At 65.2% G+C, this 17,761-nt stretch carries 17 protein-coding genes; 5 read left to right on the forward strand and 12 right to left on the reverse strand.

Annotated elements, in window-relative coordinates:
* Window positions 1–113 precede the first annotated feature (113 nt).
* From AB0L00_RS04950 to AB0L00_RS04975, 6 genes are all read right to left on the reverse strand, one after another.
* Entirely contained in the window at window positions 114–1,499 is a 1,386-nt protein-coding gene (locus AB0L00_RS04950) for a hypothetical protein (RefSeq protein ID WP_364428435.1), read from the reverse strand.
* Window positions 1,496–5,023, reverse strand: a complete 3,528-nt coding sequence (locus AB0L00_RS04955; RefSeq protein ID WP_364428438.1) for a tetratricopeptide repeat protein — start codon at window positions 5,021–5,023, stop codon at window positions 1,496–1,498. The genes AB0L00_RS04950 and AB0L00_RS04955 overlap by 4 nt, the downstream gene beginning before the upstream one ends.
* Window positions 5,020–6,387, reverse strand: a complete 1,368-nt coding sequence (locus AB0L00_RS04960; protein ID WP_364428441.1) for an ATP-binding protein — start codon at window positions 6,385–6,387, stop codon at window positions 5,020–5,022. Before AB0L00_RS04960 ends, AB0L00_RS04955 begins: the two co-directional genes overlap by 4 nt.
* Window positions 6,388–6,611: 224 nt before the next feature.
* Entirely contained in the window at window positions 6,612–6,944 is a 333-nt protein-coding gene (locus AB0L00_RS04965; protein ID WP_364428444.1) for a hypothetical protein, read from the reverse strand.
* A gap of 2 nt (window positions 6,945–6,946) precedes the next feature.
* The gene (locus AB0L00_RS04970; protein ID WP_364428446.1) at window positions 6,947–7,444 is read right to left on the reverse strand and encodes a hypothetical protein; all 498 of its coding nucleotides are present in this window, start codon (window positions 7,442–7,444) and stop codon (window positions 6,947–6,949) included.
* A gap of 271 nt (window positions 7,445–7,715) precedes the next feature.
* The gene (locus AB0L00_RS04975) at window positions 7,716–8,063 is read right to left on the reverse strand and encodes a DUF4282 domain-containing protein (protein WP_364428449.1); all 348 of its coding nucleotides are present in this window, start codon (window positions 8,061–8,063) and stop codon (window positions 7,716–7,718) included.
* Between the two features lie 341 nt (window positions 8,064–8,404).
* Between AB0L00_RS04975 and AB0L00_RS04980 the strand changes: the two genes are divergently transcribed.
* Window positions 8,405–8,974 carry an NUDIX hydrolase gene (locus tag AB0L00_RS04980; RefSeq protein WP_364428452.1) on the forward strand — a complete coding sequence of 190 codons (570 nt, stop codon included), beginning with the start codon at window positions 8,405–8,407 and terminating at the stop codon, window positions 8,972–8,974.
* Here the strand turns inward: AB0L00_RS04980 and AB0L00_RS04985 are convergent.
* Window positions 8,971–10,134 carry an XRE family transcriptional regulator gene (locus tag AB0L00_RS04985; RefSeq protein ID WP_364428455.1) on the reverse strand — a complete coding sequence of 388 codons (1,164 nt, stop codon included), beginning with the start codon at window positions 10,132–10,134 and terminating at the stop codon, window positions 8,971–8,973. The two genes, AB0L00_RS04980 and AB0L00_RS04985, sit on opposite strands and share 4 nt — an antisense overlap.
* Window positions 10,135–10,275: 141 nt before the next feature.
* On the opposite strand from AB0L00_RS04985, the gene AB0L00_RS04990 reads away from it, so the two are divergent.
* The 3 genes from AB0L00_RS04990 (at window position 10,276) to AB0L00_RS05000 (ending at window position 11,927) form a co-directional block, all read left to right on the forward strand.
* Entirely contained in the window at window positions 10,276–10,650 is a 375-nt protein-coding gene (locus tag AB0L00_RS04990) for a hypothetical protein (protein ID WP_364428458.1), read from the forward strand.
* The gene (locus tag AB0L00_RS04995) at window positions 10,647–10,868 is read left to right on the forward strand and encodes a hypothetical protein (protein ID WP_364428461.1); all 222 of its coding nucleotides are present in this window, start codon (window positions 10,647–10,649) and stop codon (window positions 10,866–10,868) included. The genes AB0L00_RS04990 and AB0L00_RS04995 overlap by 4 nt, the downstream gene beginning before the upstream one ends.
* A gap of 594 nt (window positions 10,869–11,462) precedes the next feature.
* On the forward strand, window positions 11,463–11,927 hold the full coding sequence (locus AB0L00_RS05000) for a GntR family transcriptional regulator (RefSeq protein WP_364428464.1): 465 nt from the start codon (window positions 11,463–11,465) through the stop codon (window positions 11,925–11,927).
* 538 nt (window positions 11,928–12,465) lie between these two features.
* Here AB0L00_RS05000 and AB0L00_RS05005 read toward each other — a convergent pair.
* The 5 genes from AB0L00_RS05005 to AB0L00_RS05025 form a co-directional block, all read right to left on the reverse strand.
* Window positions 12,466–13,089 carry a hypothetical protein gene (locus tag AB0L00_RS05005; protein WP_364428467.1) on the reverse strand — a complete coding sequence of 208 codons (624 nt, stop codon included), beginning with the start codon at window positions 13,087–13,089 and terminating at the stop codon, window positions 12,466–12,468.
* Window positions 13,090–13,634: 545 nt separating this feature from the next.
* A complete protein-coding gene (locus AB0L00_RS05010; protein WP_364428469.1) occupies window positions 13,635–14,192 on the reverse strand; it encodes a site-specific integrase in 558 nt (185 codons plus the stop codon).
* Window positions 14,193–14,232: 40 nt separating this feature from the next.
* Window positions 14,233–14,673: a hypothetical protein gene (locus tag AB0L00_RS05015; RefSeq protein WP_364428472.1), complete on the reverse strand. Its 441-nt coding sequence runs from the start codon at window positions 14,671–14,673 to the stop codon at window positions 14,233–14,235.
* 436 nt (window positions 14,674–15,109) lie between these two features.
* The gene (locus AB0L00_RS05020) at window positions 15,110–15,526 is read right to left on the reverse strand and encodes a hypothetical protein (protein ID WP_364428474.1); all 417 of its coding nucleotides are present in this window, start codon (window positions 15,524–15,526) and stop codon (window positions 15,110–15,112) included.
* 629 nt (window positions 15,527–16,155) lie between these two features.
* Window positions 16,156–17,355: an XRE family transcriptional regulator gene (locus AB0L00_RS05025; protein ID WP_364428477.1), complete on the reverse strand. Its 1,200-nt coding sequence runs from the start codon at window positions 17,353–17,355 to the stop codon at window positions 16,156–16,158.
* Between the two features lie 188 nt (window positions 17,356–17,543).
* On the opposite strand from AB0L00_RS05025, the gene AB0L00_RS05030 reads away from it, so the two are divergent.
* Entirely contained in the window at window positions 17,544–17,714 is a 171-nt protein-coding gene (locus AB0L00_RS05030) for a hypothetical protein (RefSeq protein WP_364428479.1), read from the forward strand.
* Window positions 17,715–17,761 lie beyond the last annotated feature (47 nt).

Here is a 17,761-nt window from a genome sequence, read left to right on the forward strand (position 1 = left end):
GATGTCGTCCTCTGGGCGTCTTGTCACGCCGATGAGCGGTGTTTAGCCGATTCCATGGATGCCGCCGACGAGTTGCAAACTCTGGGTTGCTGATTGAAGTTATTCCCGTGAATCTAGGTGGTTATTGTCGGGTCCCATATCAAAGTTGTGCTGCTGACTGGACTGATGGGGGGAGTGGGGTTGAGTCCGTTGAAGTCGATCGTGTAGGCCCCGGGTGGGAGTCCCTCAATGAACGTGCGGTGCGGTGGTGTGATCACGCGGGCTTGGATGAGTTGGCCGGTCTCGTTGGTGACGGTGATTCGACAGGCGACTTGGTGATTATTGCTGAGGGTGGCCTCGATGGGTAGGGGTTGACCGGCGAGGGCGAACTCCGGAACGTGTACGCGTGCGTGAATGGTGTCAGGTGCTCTGATGTGAATGTTTCGGGCGGTGAGGACGCCTTCGAGTTCGTCGAGTGCGGCCCGATTGCGGTGTAGGTTGCCGTGCTTGTCGGGGATGCGGCGGAGGGTGTTGCTGTCCATGGGAACGTCAGGCCGGCAGGCCCCGACGATCGGTACGGTGGCGTCCCCGAACAGGTTGTCGCCTTGGTAGGTGTCGAGGGGAACGACTAGGCCGTCAGCTAGGCGGACGGTGCTGGTGGTGGATTGTTGCATGCCGACGATGGCGTGCGTGGAGTTCAGGCTATCGGGACGGTTGGTTTCGGCGTCGCGCAGTTGAGTGTGGAAGAGCGCCGCGTCACGTGTCATCTGCCTGTTCAAGCCTGGGGGATGCACTTCGGCAATTTTCGCGAGCGTGCCGTGGTGTTCAATGCAGGCGTATTCAGGCAGAAGTTGATGGAGTGCGGGCAGGCTGGTAGCGAAGTCGGTGAGGTGGGTGCTGAGCGGGCCGAAGGCCTTGCTGACGCCGTTGACGAGTTGTTCCAGAGCCTTGGGGGCGCCGCGATAGGGAGTGCCGAGCGTGATGAGCTTGCGGGTGATGTCGGCCCCTCCGCAGTGCTCTATGTACCAGCGGGCTACTAGGCCGCCCATGGAGTGGCAGACGAAGATCAGTTGCGCGTCGGCGTATTGGCTGCCTTGGGCGCGCCAGCGTTGGAGGGCCGGTTCGACGATGGTGCCCAGGCGGGCTCCGTTGTATCGGTTGGATAGCCGCCAGTCATAGCCGACCGGGAGCAGGTTCCCCGGCGTGGCGCCCGGGTGAGTCAGGGTTTCGCGGTAGCCGAGCGAACGCAGCCGCTTCAGCAGGACGTCATAGCCTTTCACGGGAGTCCAGATGCCGGGCAGGACGTGCAAGTCGGGCATCAGCCCGGCCGGTTCGACATCGTCACCGGGGTGATCGTCGCCGACGCCTTCGGGCAATCTCAGGTCGGTGAGGGATCGCCCGAGGGTGCAGATGGCACGGATGGCTGTGCCGGCTGATGGTGCCCATACAAGTTTGCCGTGCCGACGCAGGGCGCTGCCCATGATCCCGGGCAGCACGACGATCAGATCGGTGGGGGTCATATGGAGTCCTCACTCGGGCCGTCTGACCGGGATTTTGAGGTAGCGGTCGGGTCGTCGCCGGATGGGGATAGAGGGGAAGCCAGGGCCGGGATGAGAGGAAGAACGGCGGGGTGGCGAGCTCCAATGTCAGCGAGTGAGGCGATCCAGGCCGGGGACTGCTCCGGGGCTGCTCGGCGGGCTTGGGCGAGTAGTTCAGCGGCCTGGTCCGCGTCTCTGGAGATCGCACGACTGGTGGCGAGGTAGAAGAGGGCGGTGGCGGCCTGCTGATCGGTGGTCGCCGCGGTGTAGGCGACCGTCGCCGCTGCGGCGAGCGCGGTGGGATCGGCGCGGTGGGTGAGGCTGCGTAGCAATTCGGGGAAACGCACCGGGTCTTCGAGTGCGTCCAGAACGGGTTCGTGATCGTCGGTGGCGGCGAGTGCGAGGAGTGCGACCGCCCGTTGCGCGGCCATTGGGTTGTTATCGGCCATCCGGGCGAAGGCTCCGGTGACGATGTCGGTGAATAGGTCTGTTCGACGGTCGAGCAGAAGAGACCGCTGGCTGTTCGGGCTCGCGGTGGCGAACTCGTAGGCGAGGATGGTCAGGAGCAGGGGTCGGTAGGCGGCCTCGGCTCCGCTGGTCCGCGCGGCCGCGTGCATAGCCTGGTAGCGGCCTGCCTTGTCTTCATCGATTGCCATCAGCGCTTCGTGCACCGCGTCATCGGCGGAAGGCTCGAGCAACTCAGGATGGGCGATCAGATGATCGCCCTCATCGGTATAGGTAGGGGTGGCAATCCATGAGTCAGCGGCCGAGAGGAGCGCCGGGTCGAGGGTCAGCCAGCCGGGCAGTCCCTGGTTTCCCTGTTCCCGCCAGGCCAGATCGAATGCTTCCTTGTTGGCAGTACGGTGCCTGCGGGCCTGGTCATGCAGGCCTCGCAGCAGGCTACGGTTGTTCTCCGCCAGTGCAAGTCCGGCAGTCAGCCATCGGACGACGTCAGGATCCCCAGCCTCGGCAGCACTCGCCCGGAACATCAACAAGAACGCGGCGTCCTGCGACCGCAAGCCCGCGACAACATCACGCCAGACCGGTTCGAGCCGATCCAGCATTCCCGCCGCGCTGTAGCAGGTGCCGAGGTTGGTCAGTGCGCCGGCGAGGTTAGGCAGGTAGGCGGGGTTGGTTGTGGCTTGCTCTCGGTAAAGCTCGATGGCCTGCTCGGTCGGGGTGATGGCGTCAGCGCGGCGTCCCACCGCGCTGTAGCAGGCGCCGAGGTTGGTCAGTGCGCCGGCGAGGTCAGGCAGGTAGGCGGGGTTGGTTATGGCTTGCTCTCGGTAAAGCTCGACGGCCTCCTCGGTCGGGGTGATGGCGTCAGCGCGGCGCCCCACCGCGCTGTAGCAGATGCCGAGGTTGGTCAGTGCGCCGGCGAGGTCAGGCAGGTTGGCGGGGTTGGTTGTGGCCTGCTCTCGGTAAAGCTCGACGGCCTCCTCGGCCGGGATGATGGCGTCAGCGCGGCGCCCCACCGCGCTGTAGCAGGCGCCGAGGTTGGTCAGTGCGCCGGCGAGGTTAGGCAGGTAGGCGGAGTTGGTTGCGGCCTGCTCTCGGTAAAGCTCGACGGCCTCCTCGGCCGGGATGATGGCGTCAGCGCGGCGCCCCACCTCGCTATAACGGGCGCCGAGGTTGGTCAGCGTGCCGGCGAGGTCAGGCAGGTAGGCGCGGTTGGTTGCGGCCTGCTCCCGCCACAACTCGACGGCCTCCTCGGTCGGGGTGATGGCGTCATCGCGGCGCCCCACCGCGCTGTAGCAGGTGCCGAGGTTGTTCAGTGTCATGGCGAGGTCAGGCAGGTAGGCGCGGTTGGTTGCGGCCTGCTCTCGATAAAGCTCGACGGCCTGCTCGGTCGGGATGATGGCGTCAGCGCGGCGCCCCACCTCGCTATAACGGAGGCCGACGTTGTTCAGTGTCAGGGCGAGGTCAGGCAGGTAGGCGGGGTTGGTTGCGGCTTGCTCTCGGTAAAGCTCGACGGCCTCCTCGGCCGGGATGATGGCGTCAGCGCGGCGTCCCACCGCGCTGTAGCAGGCGCCGAGGTTGGTCAGTGTCATGGCGAGGTTAGGCAGGTAGGCGGGGTTGGTTGTGGCTTGCTCTCGGTAAAGCTCGATGGCCTGCTCGGTCGGGGTGATGGCGTCAGCGCGGCGCCCCACCTCGCTGTAGCAGGTGCCGAGGTTGTTCAGTGTCATGGCGAGGTCAGGCAGGCAGGCGGGGTTGGTTGCGGCCTGCTCCCGCCACAGCTCGACGGCCTCCTCGATCGGGGTGACGGCGTCATCGCGGCGCCCCACCGCGCTGTAGCAGGCGCCGAGGTTGTTCAGTGTCAGGGCGAGGTCAGGCAGGTAGGCGGGGTTGGTTGTGGCTTGCTCTCGGTAAAGCTCGACGGCCTCCTCGATCGGGGTGATGGCGTCAGCGCGGCGTCCCACCGCGCTGTAGCAGGTGCCGAGGTTGGTCAGCGTGCCGGCGAGGTTAGGCAGGTAGGCGGGGTTGGTTGTGGCTTGCTCTCGGTAAAGCTCGACGGCCTCCTCGGCCGGGGTGATGGCGTCAGCGCGGCGTCCCACCGCGCTGTAGCAGGCGCCGAGGTTGGTCAGTGCGCCGGCGAGGTTAGGCAGGTAGGCGGGGTTGGTTGTGGCTTGCTCTCGGTAAAGCTCGACGGCCTCCTCGGCCGGGGTGATGGCGTCATCGCGGCGCCCCACCTCGCTATAACGGAGGCCGAGGCTGTTCAGTGCGCTGGCGAGGTTAGGCAGGTAGGCGGGGTTGGTCGCGGCCTGCTCCCGCCACAACTCGACGGCCTCCTCGGCCAGGCTGACAGCGTCGACCCGATGCCCCCAGTGACTTAGCACCGCGGCGACTTGCAGGGCTGCCGTGGCAACGTCGGGTTCCAAGTCCGTACTAAGAGTTGCCAACCCGCGTAGAAGCTCAATCCCTGATGGGCCTGCAGCAGCGGCATGACGCCACAAATAACGCCATAGGTAACCCGGAGCATTGGCTGGCACGTCGGCCTCCAACAGCTCCCGATAGCGATCGGTCAGCGCTCGGGCCACCGGTAGTGCCTGCGGATCGAACGGCTGCTCGTGCCCCGCCTGATACGGAGGCCGCAAGTGATCGGCCAAGCTTTGATGGGCGAGACGATACACGGCGGTACCGTCCTCACCGTCCTGGACTATGTAGCGGCCCAACTGCTCCAGCACCCACAGCACGTCATCACGATCGGATTCGAATACCGGTGCTATGGCGTGGGCGATCTCCGCCCACTCGCCCTCGGGCAAACCCGCCCCGAACCCCCATGTCAAGGCGACCAGCACCGCTCGGGCAAGTCCCGCTACATCTAGATCGTCGGCCAGCGGACGATGGACCGGCTCGCCCACGCGGGCTAGATCGAACTCGAATGCCGCCTCGATGCTCGTGCTCACCCGAGCACGCCAGTCCGACTGAGAGGTGTCGATAGGCGCGGCCAGCAATTGGTCGGTCGCCAGCCGGGCCAGCAAGAACGGCGCACGTCGAGTCGTCATCCTATTCCCGCCAGGTAGTCACCGATCTTGACCGGGTCCATCGCTGCAGCTACCCCGCTTAGCCGGGCCGCCACGTACGCAGCCACGTCCTGCTGGCCACGCGCTTGCACTGCGGGATCATCAAGATCGACGGCTGCTGCCTCCGGCGCCAGGATCCCCAGAAGGGACGGTCGTTCATCACCACGGCTTAGCTCGCGAGTCGACACGATCACCACGGCGAACCGTGCCAACCGCACCAGCAGGTCCTCCGCGATCGCGAACGCCTCCCCGCGCGCCTCATCCAAACCGTCGATCACCAGCACCGGCGGCTGAGCGCCGTGTTCAACGACGCTCTGCACCTGGCCGACCAATTCGCTCGCGTTACGCGGGGCGTCCTGTCGCTGAAGCACCTTGCTGGTCACCAGTTGATCCGCCAGCACCTCAGCCAAGCGATCCGAGGTCAAGCCCCGAGCATGCGCATGCGCGTGCACCGAGCGCTCGCCTGGATCGTCGTGCTCCCACGCGTGCCCCTCGTTCAGCAGTCGTTGCCGTTCTTGCGGATTGGACAGGCTGACCACCCGGCCCGCGATCGCCGACTTTCCTGTCCCCGCCGATCCCGTCACCACATGAAGCCCTGGCGAGGTCGAAGTGACCCAGGCGACGACCTGGTTCACCTCATTGGTACGCCCGGTGAACCACGATCGTTCATCAGTCCGATGGCCACCACGCGCCGCCAACAACAGATGCTCCACCACCTGTTCCGGTGCGCCCGGCTCCCATAGGGGGTTCTCGAACATCCACCATGCGCTGCCACGCGCGGCGAACTCCGGCCGCTGAACGTCGCTGGTCCATTCCTTCAACACACCATCACACACGTCATCACCACGGACGAAGCGGCTGTGCTTGGACCAGCGCGTCACCCTAAGGTCAGGATCATCTGGGCCTTCTTCCAGCACCTTGCGCAGCACCCGGCCGAACAAGCCATCACGAGCCGTCTCCACATCCATACAGGACGTCAAAACTCCCACCCATACGTGGCGTCCTTGGGGCGAGGCCGTCTGCATCAGCCGATGCGCGACCTCACCCGCCGCTACCCCAGCTCCGGAAAAACAAGTGTCGATGACGAACAACACCTGGGCCGCGCCCGACAACGCACAAGGGCCGGCGACATCACTCACCCCCAACCCGCCGACAGCATCCGCGTCGCTGTCCGTCGCCAGCAAGCGCAGACTGTCCGCCACCGACCCGACCCCGTGGCCACTCCACATCAGCATCAACGGACCGCCCATCATCGACCCCTTCAGCTTCTTCAGGCGATCACGCAGCGCGGTCTCGGCGGGATTACGCAGCACCTCACAAGAGAAGCCGCCAAGCAGTGCAGACACGTCGGCCACATCTGGAACAGCATGAGCAAGATGACGATCTGGAGCGCCCGCGTAGTCACCAACACCCACCCCAATGAACCGGCTAGCCGACATCGGACCCCGTTCCTCGTAGCCATGCGATCACACCCCGCTATGACATCATGCCGGTACAGAGACCATCAGCGGCTCAATCACGGATTTATGGCAGGATCCGGTCTTCCTCGCCGATAGCAGGAACGTATCGGCTATCTTTCGGCCAGCTCCGGCAACGGCCGGAGGAGGTCGACTTCACAAGCGAAGGGATAACGCACTCCTTCGCCGCCGAGTGCATGCTGCCGCGCTGCCCGGGCGGCGTAACTGCCCACCAACGTCGCACCGGCTTGCATGTGCACGGCCGACGGCGCAAGGGTGCCGTAGCGGGTGGTGCCGAAACTCGCGAGCATCGACCCATGCCGGATCTGGGCGGTGCTCAAACTCCCGCACAACTGCCAGGACTCGCGAACAAAGCCAGGCTCTGCAGCGACCGAGAACTCGGGCTGCGGATTGAGGCGGTCAGTCTCTGTGAAGGCCCGGCTCACCCTCACTCACCGTGATTTGGGTCATACGCGACATCTCCACGCGTGACGCCAGTCTCAAGCCCGCAGAGGCGCCGGCGTAGCGTCCGTACGACCTTCACCAGGTCCGCCGCGGTGGCCGCCGCGAGGACGAGCAGCCATAGCGCCATGGCGTGAGCGGTGACGAACGACCAGGTGAGCACGAGCGCTGGGCCCGCGACCATCATGGCGATCAGTGCCGCGCAGCCGCCGCCGCTTCCGAGCCGGCGGTCCAAGCCCCGCATCACACTCCGGGCGACTTGAGGCAGCGCGGATTCTGGAATCCCGGCCAGTGGACCCAGCGGCGGATACGCACTGCCGAGCGAGCGCGCCAACACAACCTCGGCGAGCGTACAGATCAGCCATATCAGGGCGCCGGGGATGAGCATGTACGTCATGTACGGCGGGGGAGGACCCCACCGGTCGGGGTTGCTGACGTAGTGGTGGTACGCCGCGCTTGCCGTCATGGAGGCGCTCACCAGCATGACGACGCCGTACGGGAGGCTCCAGGCGGCCGCGCACGCCATCGCTGTGCCCCGACCGGAGACGCTCCGGGACAGCGCGGCATTGCTCAGCGCGGGCACGCCCTGGCCGCTGGCGAGACGGCTGTGCTGTTGTGCGGTCCACTCGGTGAATGGGACCGCGTTCGGAGACGGAGGTGGCGCTGGTGGATGCGAGACTTCGGGCGTAAGGGCCGAGCACCGTGGGCACTGGCTCGACCGCAGGTGAGCGCCACACCGGCCGCAGGTCATGAGGTCATCCCCGCAGGCCCTTGACGGCCTCTCGCACCGTCACGAGGTCCTGGCTGATCCGGTACTGGACGATCAGGTACTCAATCGCCACCCGCGTGGCGACGAGCTGGGCAAGCCACAGTGCAGGCACGCCGGTCACCATCACCCAGCCCAAGGCCGGCCAGAACGATCCGGCGGCCAGTGACCAGCCGAAGAGGAACATCACCGAGTTGATTCCGGTGAGGCACACCAGCGCGAATGTGTAGAGGGTCCGGAGCAACCTAACGGTCACGAGTTCGTCGAAACTGCGATCCAGCAGCACGCCGAACAGGCCCTTGCCGGACTCAGTCGACTCTCCGCGCGGCACCCTCACGCCCGGTTGCTGCGGAGGCGGACTGCACGGTGGGCCATCCGGACCATACGAGACGCCGGGCATTTCAGACCTCCTGACGCGGCGTCACTAACATCGTCGGCATAAGACCGTACGCTCCACCGAACCACTCCTGCCTGCGTCGACACTCGCTATCACGGGATAGGTGCAGGTACGGAGTCGCCGGCCGGGTGCTCGTCCTCTGTCGACCAGGCACCGACCGGGCAATGCACCAGAAAGCGGTCGAGGTCCTCGACCTCTGACAGGCATCTGTGCGTGACGTCGAGCGACGTGCTGTCGCTTAGCCGATGGCAACAAGTAGGACATGGCGGTAGGTTCCGAAGGTGAGCAGTGACGAGCGTCCTGAAGAGTTGAGGACAAAGGTCTTCGGCGAGCGCACGATCTACGACAATCCGTGGGTCCGGCTGACCCTGGTCGATATCGAGCCGCCGGACGGCAACCGCTTCGAATACCACGTCGTACGGCTCCAGCGGGTGGCGGTGGCCCTGGTCCTGAACGACGCCGACGAGGTGCTGATGATGTGGCGTCACCGCTTCGTCGACGACTCCTGGGGCTGGGAGCTCCCCGGAGGCATCGTCGAGAAGGACGAAGACGGGGCGGTCGCCGCGGCCCGTGAGGTCCGGGAAGAGACCGGATGGCAGCCGGCGCCTCTGAAGCACGCGCTGAGCTTCCAACCGATGGTCGGCATGGTGGACACGCCGCATGAGATCTACGTCGGCCGCGGGGCCGAGCTGGTGGGCGAGCCGACCGACCTGGAAGAGGCAGCCCGCATCGGATGGGTCCCGATGAGTGAGGTGTTCGGGCTGATCAGCAGGGGCGAGGTTCTCGGGTCAGGCTCTCTCGTCGGGCTGCTGTACATCCTCGCGCAGCGCGGGCAGGGAACAGCCTCTTAGGCGGCGAGGCCCATGCTCATGAGGCGTCTGCGCTGCCGTACCGATCCGACCTGATTCGCGAGCATCTTGGCGGCTCGGAGGTGCTGTCGTGCCTCGTCGAGTTCGCCCCGTGTGAGGAACGCTTGGGCGAGGTCGCATCGCAGACCGGCCGCCGCGCGTACGAATGCGGTGTCCATGTGGTCCAGCGCGGTCGTCAGATGGTGGATCGCACCGGGATCGCCGATCCGAGCCAGACAGTGACCGCGCCAGCGCGCGTGATGCGCTTCGTTCAGTGCGATGAAGGGCAGCTGTGGATCGACGGTCTCGGCCGGGAGGAGCGCCGCCGAGTGCTCGAGGGTTCGGCGACATTCGTCGTCGGCGAGAGAGGCCTGAATCTCGCCCTCGACGGCCCGTAGCCAACAGAGCAGCAAGGCCGGCCCGCGCTTCGTGAGGGCCTGAGCCGCTCGTACGAGGTGGAGCGCATCTGTGAGCCGGCCGAGGTCGTGGAGGGCGTACGCCTGCTCGCCCATGGCATGCGCGAGCAGCATCGGAGAGTCCGCCTCGCGTGCTGCGGTCTTGGCGATCTCGTAATGGTTCCAGGCCTGCTGAATCGCGCCGACGTCGAGCGCCTGCCAGGCGGCCAGAGCGCCGGCATCCGACAGAGCCGTAGCGAGTGCTTGCCGTACGGACGGCTGGAGGCTGTGTGAGACGAGGTCGGCGAGCGTCGCGATCACCGATCGGGTCTGCTCCAAGAGTGAAGGAGCGCCCAGCCGCCGGTCGAGAATGCGGATTTGGTGCACCTGGCGGTGCATCTGCAGGACGAGCGGCATGTCGACACGCCTGGCGGCGGCGAGCCGATCGCGGAGGTCATCTAGCGGAGCGACGCGGTCGGGAAGCTGGCCCGTCGGTCCGAATCCGAGTTCCTCGTCCGTCCGGCCGTACGCGAGGCGATACAGCTTCCGCCATTCCTCACCGGGCCGGACCCGGCCGTTCTCGTGGCGTGAGATCGTAGTCTTCAAGGTCTTGTCGTCGCCGAGCGTGATACCCGCCTGTCCGGCGCACCGTCTCAGCACCGAAATGAGGCGGGGTACCTTCCACCCGAACTCCGCCCGCGCCTGCCGTAGCGGCGTCATCGCTTCCGCGTCGTCACCGTCCCATGTCACGCCGTAAGCATCGCTCACCGAGGCCGACTCACCCCCTCGGTTAACACGCGCCTGTTAACCGGTGCGGGCTTATGCGATAGCCCCGGTCAGCGGTCTCATCTCCGTTGCGGCCCCACATGTCCACGGACACTACGCAAGGAGAGGCGGGATGGGCGAGTCATGAAGCCAGGATCGGACGCAACCCCCGAGACGATCACCAAGCACATCAGGGCCCTTGCGGTGGCCCTCACCGCTCGCGGACTGTCCGCCGAGCCATTCGGGACGCGCATGGTGATGGCGAAGAACAGCGCTGCCGATCCATCGGCGCAGCAGGACACCCGAGGGGCCAGGATGAGCCCCGGACTCAAGCAGACGGTGCTCTGCCAGTGGGACGACTCCGGCCACCTCGCGTGGTACTGGATGTGGGCGGGAGCGACGAGGGAAGCACCGCCCGAGCTGGAGTACCTCGGACCGGCCGAAGACATCGAACGGACGGCCGAGCGTCTCGCTCGCGTCCTCCGCCTCGACGGCAGGGACGCGGAGCCGGTCCCATGACGGCGGCCACGCTCGTCGACGGGCTTACACCGCCGGTCGGCGGCGACATCATCGCGACCACCTCGATCCTGAGGCGCCGATTCCCCTCCGCCGTCGTATGGTTCGGTCCCTTCACCCGCCGCTGGTGGGCGATGGTTCGCGCTGGCGACCGATGGTGCCTCGTCGACGCGCCCGACCCGGACGAGTTGACCGGCTCGATCATCCGCGTCCTCTCATGAAGACTCCGCACGGCCGACGACGGCCCCCGACGAAGCCGGCCGTGCGGACCTTTCCCGGCTGTCCGCTGACCCTGACAGTGGGCAGCCGGTCCCCCCGGGATGCGGGGCGTCTGTTGAGGGGCAGACGTCCCGCATCCCCTCACAACCGGAGCGCGCTGGCACATCATCGACAGGCAGCTCAAGGCCGTCCACGATGCGCCTTGTCGGGACGCTCGCTCAGCCCTCATCGCCACTAATAGCGCCGAAACGAAGGGCACTGCATTGATCATTCCGCCGAGTGAATCTCTGTCGGGGTGGACACGCCTTCCGAACGAGGTCCAGGGTGTCCCACTCTGGAAGCGAGACGACGGGTCGTGCTACGTCGCGACCACCGATACGGACCTACTTCTGTTCGTCGACGCTGCGCTGGTCCGGTTCGACCACATGAGCGGGAGTGAGTTCCACGACTTCGTGACCTACAACCGTGACCAGCCAGCGCCTGGCAGCGTCCACGCATGAACACTGCCCTCTACTCTGGACCTCTCTGCGCCGAGCAGGAGCCACGCGTGGATGCTGTCGGCTCCACGGACGATCGTGGAAGGTGGAAGGAGCCAGGTGGCCAGGCCTAAGAGCAGCGATGCCGTCTACCTCAAGATCGCTGCTGCCCTGCGCGACCGCATCCGCACAGGCGAACTCAAACCAGGTGACAAGCTTCCCTCCGAGGCAGCGGTGTCGGCAGAGTTCGGAGTAGCTCGAGGTACTGCCCGCGAGGCGCTGAAGAAGCTGGAGGCTGACGGTCTCGTTGACACTCTTCCGGCTGTCGGCCGGATCGTTCGGAGCGAGCAACAGGCGGACAGGACTCCCCGCTACCGGCGCATCGCGGCTGAGCTGATCGAGGCCATCGAAGCCGGTGACTACCCGGCTGGATCGCAGCTACCTGGTGAGGCGCAGCTAGCCGAACAATTTCAGGCCTCTCGCAATACCATCCGTTCGGCACTCGGCGAACTCGACGGCCGCGGACTCGTTGAAGTAGTCCACGGCAAGGGCCGAATCGTTCTAGCGTCTCGGAGGGATGCGTGAGGCGCCTTCCATGAGTCGACTCACGCGACCAGCGGCCCCCTAGACTGCAGCACGTCGGTTGCATAATCGGGCCCCCTTCAGAGCCTGTGCAAACTTCCTGTACAGCTTCAAGGCGGCCCGACAAACGGGCCGCACGCGCCGCCGACTCGGCACCTGCCCTCCGTTCCGCTGAGGCTCCGCTCCGGGACGGGCGGGCTTCGCAGCCTGTCGGCTGGCGCGGACAAGCGGCGGATAGCGGGCCGCCCAATCCGCACAGCAGCACAGAGCCGGATGGCGAACTGGGCGACCAGGGGCCGGCCACCGCATCGCGCGCCGAAGGAAGGCTTCCGGCCGAGGTGTCCGCGCGAAGCCGGGGCGGTCACGATCTTTACCCACCTCCCTTGGGGCGGGTCCCTAAGCCCGGGGGCACGACTCGGGAAACCACGGGTAGGCAGACCAGCCCGATTCCGCCGGACAGCTTGAGTGCCCCCGGGCTCCCGCCCCAAGGCAGGACACCGGCCAAAGATCGCGCCCGCCCCTCCCACTGCTTTTATTGCTACTAACTGCCCCACTCTTTAGCGATAGCATCTCGTGCTTTTTTCACGCCCGCCAGTCCTTCCTTTGCTGTCTCGTATTGAACGACTGCGGCTTCAATTGAACGTTTCATCACGCTATAAAGCTCTTTGTTGTCGACTCCGTCGCTCCTCAGAGCGTACGAGAGTTCTCTCTCGTCAGGCAGGCTAGCCGCGTCCAGTACGCTAACCGAATAAACAACTGAGGTCAGTGGCGGATAGAGTCGTTCAACTCTCTTGCCTATGGCCTTCAATTTTTCGCCTAGCTCTACCAGTCGCAAATCTGCCGCTTGTGATCGTGTGAGAAGACTACCGCGTGAGACTTTCTCAAATATGCCGTCTATGGAGTTCAGTGCCTCTCTGGCGGCTCGGTAATCGTCTTGATGTTGCATTCTTCGAAGCTCGCGCTGTTCGCGTTCTTTTTGGTCTAGATGGGTTTGGCGTTCACGCTCTTGAGCTTCCTTGTGGGCCTTCTCCTGAAGAGCTCTCGATTCAGCTTTATCCGCTTTACGTTCTTTCTTCTCTAGTCGATACACCATCCACGCCACGCCCAGAGTGGCCAGAACCCCGAGACTGCCGATTACCGTCTGAATCCAGTCCGCTTGACGCATGTGATCCAGGATGCCAGGAGACACCATGGACAAAATGCAATCTGTCCCACGTCATGAAGATCATCTTGTGTCACAGGGACACAGCGAGGGCGCATGGGCCCGAGAACGGTCGACAACTGATGACAGACGTTGGCAGGCTTCACCCAGCTCAGAACGTTGTCAGTGATCGTGCCGCAGGTCGTGACTGCCTACGGCACAGTTCACAACTACTACCGTGCCGGGGGCAAGCGCGCTCCGTCTCAGTTCCGTGAGCGCCCGGAAGCCAGCGGAAGACGCCGGAAGACATCCACAGGCATGACCACAGGTCAGCGCCATGATCGCGGGTAGAAGCTCAGGTCGACTACTGGCATAGCGAAGATCACCCAGATCTGCGAGGGCACATCGCCTCGCGATCACGCGCGAAACGTTGAGAACAGCCGAGACCATCCCGCCCAGGCCAGCGACAGGGGAGCAGCGTGGACGCAGCTCAGAGACCTGCCGGTTAAGAACCCGGCCTACAGGCCGACTCGTCCGTCATCCACCCCGCTGACCTGGAGCGCAGCACGTCAGGCACCCCCGTCAGGGCACTTTGAGGGCACATCGAGCGCGAGCCCGAACGCCTTGTCCAGCGCGTCACGAGCCCGGCCGCCGGCCTCCGGCACCAGGTGCCCGTACAGGTCCACCGTCGTCGTGATCGACTTGTGCCCGAGCCACCGCGAGACCTCGGAGATCGGTACGCCCCCGGCGAGCGCCGTACTGGCGAAGGGGTGCCGCAGATCGTGGAACGGGGTGTCCTCGGGTAGGCCGACCGCCTTGATCGCTGGCTTCCATATCCGCTTGTTGTAATAGTCCCGCCGCAGCAGACCACCGCGCGGAGTACGGCACAGCACCGCGTCAGCGCCGAGCTGGAGCGCCTGGACGTGCTCGTCGATCGCGTCACTCAGGAAGACCGGCATCGGTACGTCCCGGATCGACGCCGAGGTCTTCGGCGAGGCCAGCACCGGCCGCCTGTCGATCACGACGACCTGTTGGTCAACGGTGATCATCCCTAGCTCGGAGTCGATGCGGTCTAGGACCAACCCGAACGCCTCGCCCTGGCGGAGACCGGCCGCAGCTCTCGCCACGCACCTGGCCAGCCCAAAGCAACGTAGGGCGTTGGCGATCTCAGGGACCGGTCGAATCAGCTGCTTGGGTCACCCCAGGGGAAGTCTGCTTGTCCACCGAAAAACGAAGCTCGTTCAAAACAGTCTGGTCGTACACCACACGCGCGATGTAACGACCGTACGCACTTACAGCAACGTTACGCAGTGGTACCGAAATCGGCAGGTTTGGCATCGGGTCAGGGAAAGGATCGAGGGAAGCAGCCATCAACGCAAACTCAACCTGCGCGACTGTGGAACCGCCCTCCGGTGCGACAGTGATTCCGATTCGATGGTCCCCGAGAACCTCTTCAGGATCATCTGGCTGCAGAAGCAACGCCAGATCCACGTCCAAGGCCGCAGGCAAGTTGGGGCGGCCAAGGAGGGTAGCGCCGCCGCCGAGGATGTGGAGTAGACCTTCGCGAATCGTCGCACGGTCACACAGGAGACAGGCAAGGATCTTCACTAGGCGGCCGTCACATCTTTCTTGGTAATACGCGAAGGTACGGTTGCCGATCGTGTTTGGTGACTCGTCAGCGGCCCAGGGTCTCCTACTGGCACGAACGCAGTTGCCCGAACACGCTCCGTCACGGATAGCCGCATCGTCCGCGCGGTTGCTGCGTTACTCACCAGGCCACGAGAACTCGCGACAAGAACCACCGGGACTTGTACGTGATCATCATCATCCAGCCGGGCCCAGTCCACATCCAGGTAGACGAAGCCTCGATGGTGATCAATCCGCGCTACGCGGGCTGGTGCAGCGACACGGTCATCCGGCTCGTACACCTGGACCTGGTCCCCAGACACGACTGGGCCGTCAGCGCGCGACAAGCGAGCTCTCACGTAGCCGTCGCTGCTCCGCGCGTTCAGGTCGATCTGGATCCTCACCACAGGCGGCCTGATCACGATCGCTTTTTCCTCCATGCGGGGTTCTTCTCCCGTCCGGGCTCGAAGGACTTGACGAGTCTTTCAACGTCCGACACGAGCAATCGTTCGCCCAGTACCACATCGTAATGATGCGGCGGCGGCTCGGACAGCCTGGGTTCGAAGCCAGCTTCGGTCAAGGCGGAGCCGGTCGTCAACCAGATCGTCTTGCCGCCACATGGGGCTTCAGCGCAGATCCGCACGATGAGATCTTCCACGCTGGCGTCAGGCGTCTTGACCAGGCCAAAGGTCGAGATGGAGTAGATCGGCTTCTCGCCCCGCGCCACCAGCTCATCCGCAGAGTCTTCGGCATCCTCGACAAGTTTTGGCACGTTCATTGGGGAGAAGCGCACCAGGAGCAGCTCGCCCGCCTCAACCTCCAGCACAATGGTCACCCTACGTGCCATAGGCACCACTTGTGGCGCGAAAACCGGACCAGACGCAAGCTGCGTTGATTGCAACTAATGCCGCATAACACCAGGTGAACCGGTTACCTACAGAGACGAGTAGAAGCTCCTCGGATGATCCGAAACGCCGCTCACCTGGCCGGAGCTGGCCACCAGCGCAACGCTCCAGCGCAGGCGGGGCACATCCAGGGCACACGACGACGTGATCGAGCGTGAAACGACGAGAAATGCCCAGACACCTTTGCCGCAGGCCAGAGGCGCGATCGACGAGACAGACGAGGTCAGCAAAATCCCCTTGGCAGTTCACCAACTACTGCAGCGCCGGGGCAAGCGTGCTCCGTCTCAGTTCCGTGAGCGCACGGAAACCAGCGGAAGACGCCGGAAGACATCCACAAGCGTCACCGCAGATCAGACGCCATGCTCGTAGGTAGAAGCTCAGGTCGACCACTGGCGCAGCGAAGATCACCCAGATCTGCGAGGGCACATCGCCTCGCGATCACGCGCGAAACGTTGAGAACAGCCGAGACCATCCCGCCCAGGCCAGCGACAAGGGGGCAGCGTGGACGCAGCTCAGAGACCTGCCGGTTAAGAACCCGGCCTACAGGCCGACGTTCGGATTACCGCTCGCGCTCGGTAAGGGTTACGATCCGGCGCTTCTGGCGAAACGATCCGGTGCGGCTGACCAGGAGGCGTGCGGCGCGTAGTTGCTCTTCAGCTGCCGCCTGTTCGCCGCGTACCAGTAAGGCGGTGGCGAGGTCGATGCGGACGCCGGCCTCGGCGCGGGCGTAGGTGCCGGCGACGGCGGCGAGGCCGGCGGTGAGTTCTTCGATGGCGTCTTCGTCGCCGAGTCGCGCGAGGCAGTTGCCGCGCCAGCGGGCGAGGTGGGTCTCGTTGAGTACGAGGTAAGGCAGCACGTCGTCAGATTCGGCGGGGAGGAGGTCGCTCGCTTCGTCGAGCGCGAGTCGCGCGGCGTCGGCGTTGTCGCTGGCGGTGGACATCTCGGCGTGCGCGGCGGCGAGCCAGGTTCGCATTAAGGCGGGTACCGCCGTTCCGGCTTGCTCGCGGGCGTAGGCCACCAGTTCGGCGGCCTGTGTCGCGTCGCCTAGGTCGAGCAGGACGTAGGCCTGTTCGGCGGTGGCGAAGGCGAGGAGCGATGAGTCTTCGGCCTCGCGGGCTGCGGCCTTCGCGCGTTCGAAGTGCTCCCATGATTCGCGGGGCGTGCCGACGTCGAGTGCCTGCCAGCCGGCGAGGGCGGATGTGTCGGCGAGCACCTTGGCGAGCAGGCCGCGTACGCCCGGCCGTACGGCGTGTCGGTTGAGTTCTTCGATGTGGGTGATGTGCGCGGCCATCTGAGCCCGGATGAGCTGTGCGCCTTGGCGGGCGTCGAGGAGGCGGATGCCGTCGGTCTGGGCCTGGAGAAGCTTCGCGACGCCGGCGTCTACGGATGACGCTCGCGCCAGCTCTACCGCCAGTTCGTCGGCCGGCTCGAGGTCGGGCGTGACCGGTTCGGCGGACGTTACGAAGCCGAGTTCGGCCGGAGAGCAGCCGTACACCTCGCAGAACAGCTCCTGGTAGAGCTGGGTCATCCCGCCGTGGCCGTTCTCCCAGCGCGCGATCTGTCGGGCGAGGCTCTCAGGCTGGGGGAGCGTCTCGCCGCGCCTCTTGGCGGCGCCGCGCAGGCGTGCGTCGAGCTGTGTCTTGGTCCAGCCGCGGCGTTCCCGCTGTGCTCGCAACGGGGTGGTCACCGGCGCTCCTAGCAGAACAGGTCGCACATGTTTACTGGCCTGCCATTCTGCCGGTTCAGCGCGCCCTGACAAGGGCTGACAGTCATCTCCAGTCACCTGCTGTCATCTACTGCGAGGCCTTGCCGACGGGGAGCCTTGGTCACGTCAGGCCGGCACGAGGCCGACGCGCCACAAGCAGAAGGGACTTGACAGGTGGTCGAGCAGGGTCGTTACCTATACATGTACCACTTGTATAGCGAACAGTCGGGGGAGGTTCGCTGATGTTTTCGCAGCCCAGGAAGTGGCCGCGCTACGTGCTCGGCGCGATCGTCATCGTCTTCGTCTTCAAGAACCCCACCGCCGCCGCGCACATGGTCAACAACCTCGGCGGACTGATCTCCCAGGGCGCCACCGCGCTCTCTCAGTTCGCCTCCGCTCTGCACCTCGGCTGATCCGATGCACAGCCACCAAGCACGGCATCGGGCCTGCCGCACCCAAC

The sequence above is a fragment of the Actinoallomurus sp. NPDC052308 genome, assembly GCF_040679195.1.
Lineage (GTDB): Bacteria > Actinomycetota > Actinomycetes > Streptosporangiales > Streptosporangiaceae > Actinoallomurus > Actinoallomurus liliacearum.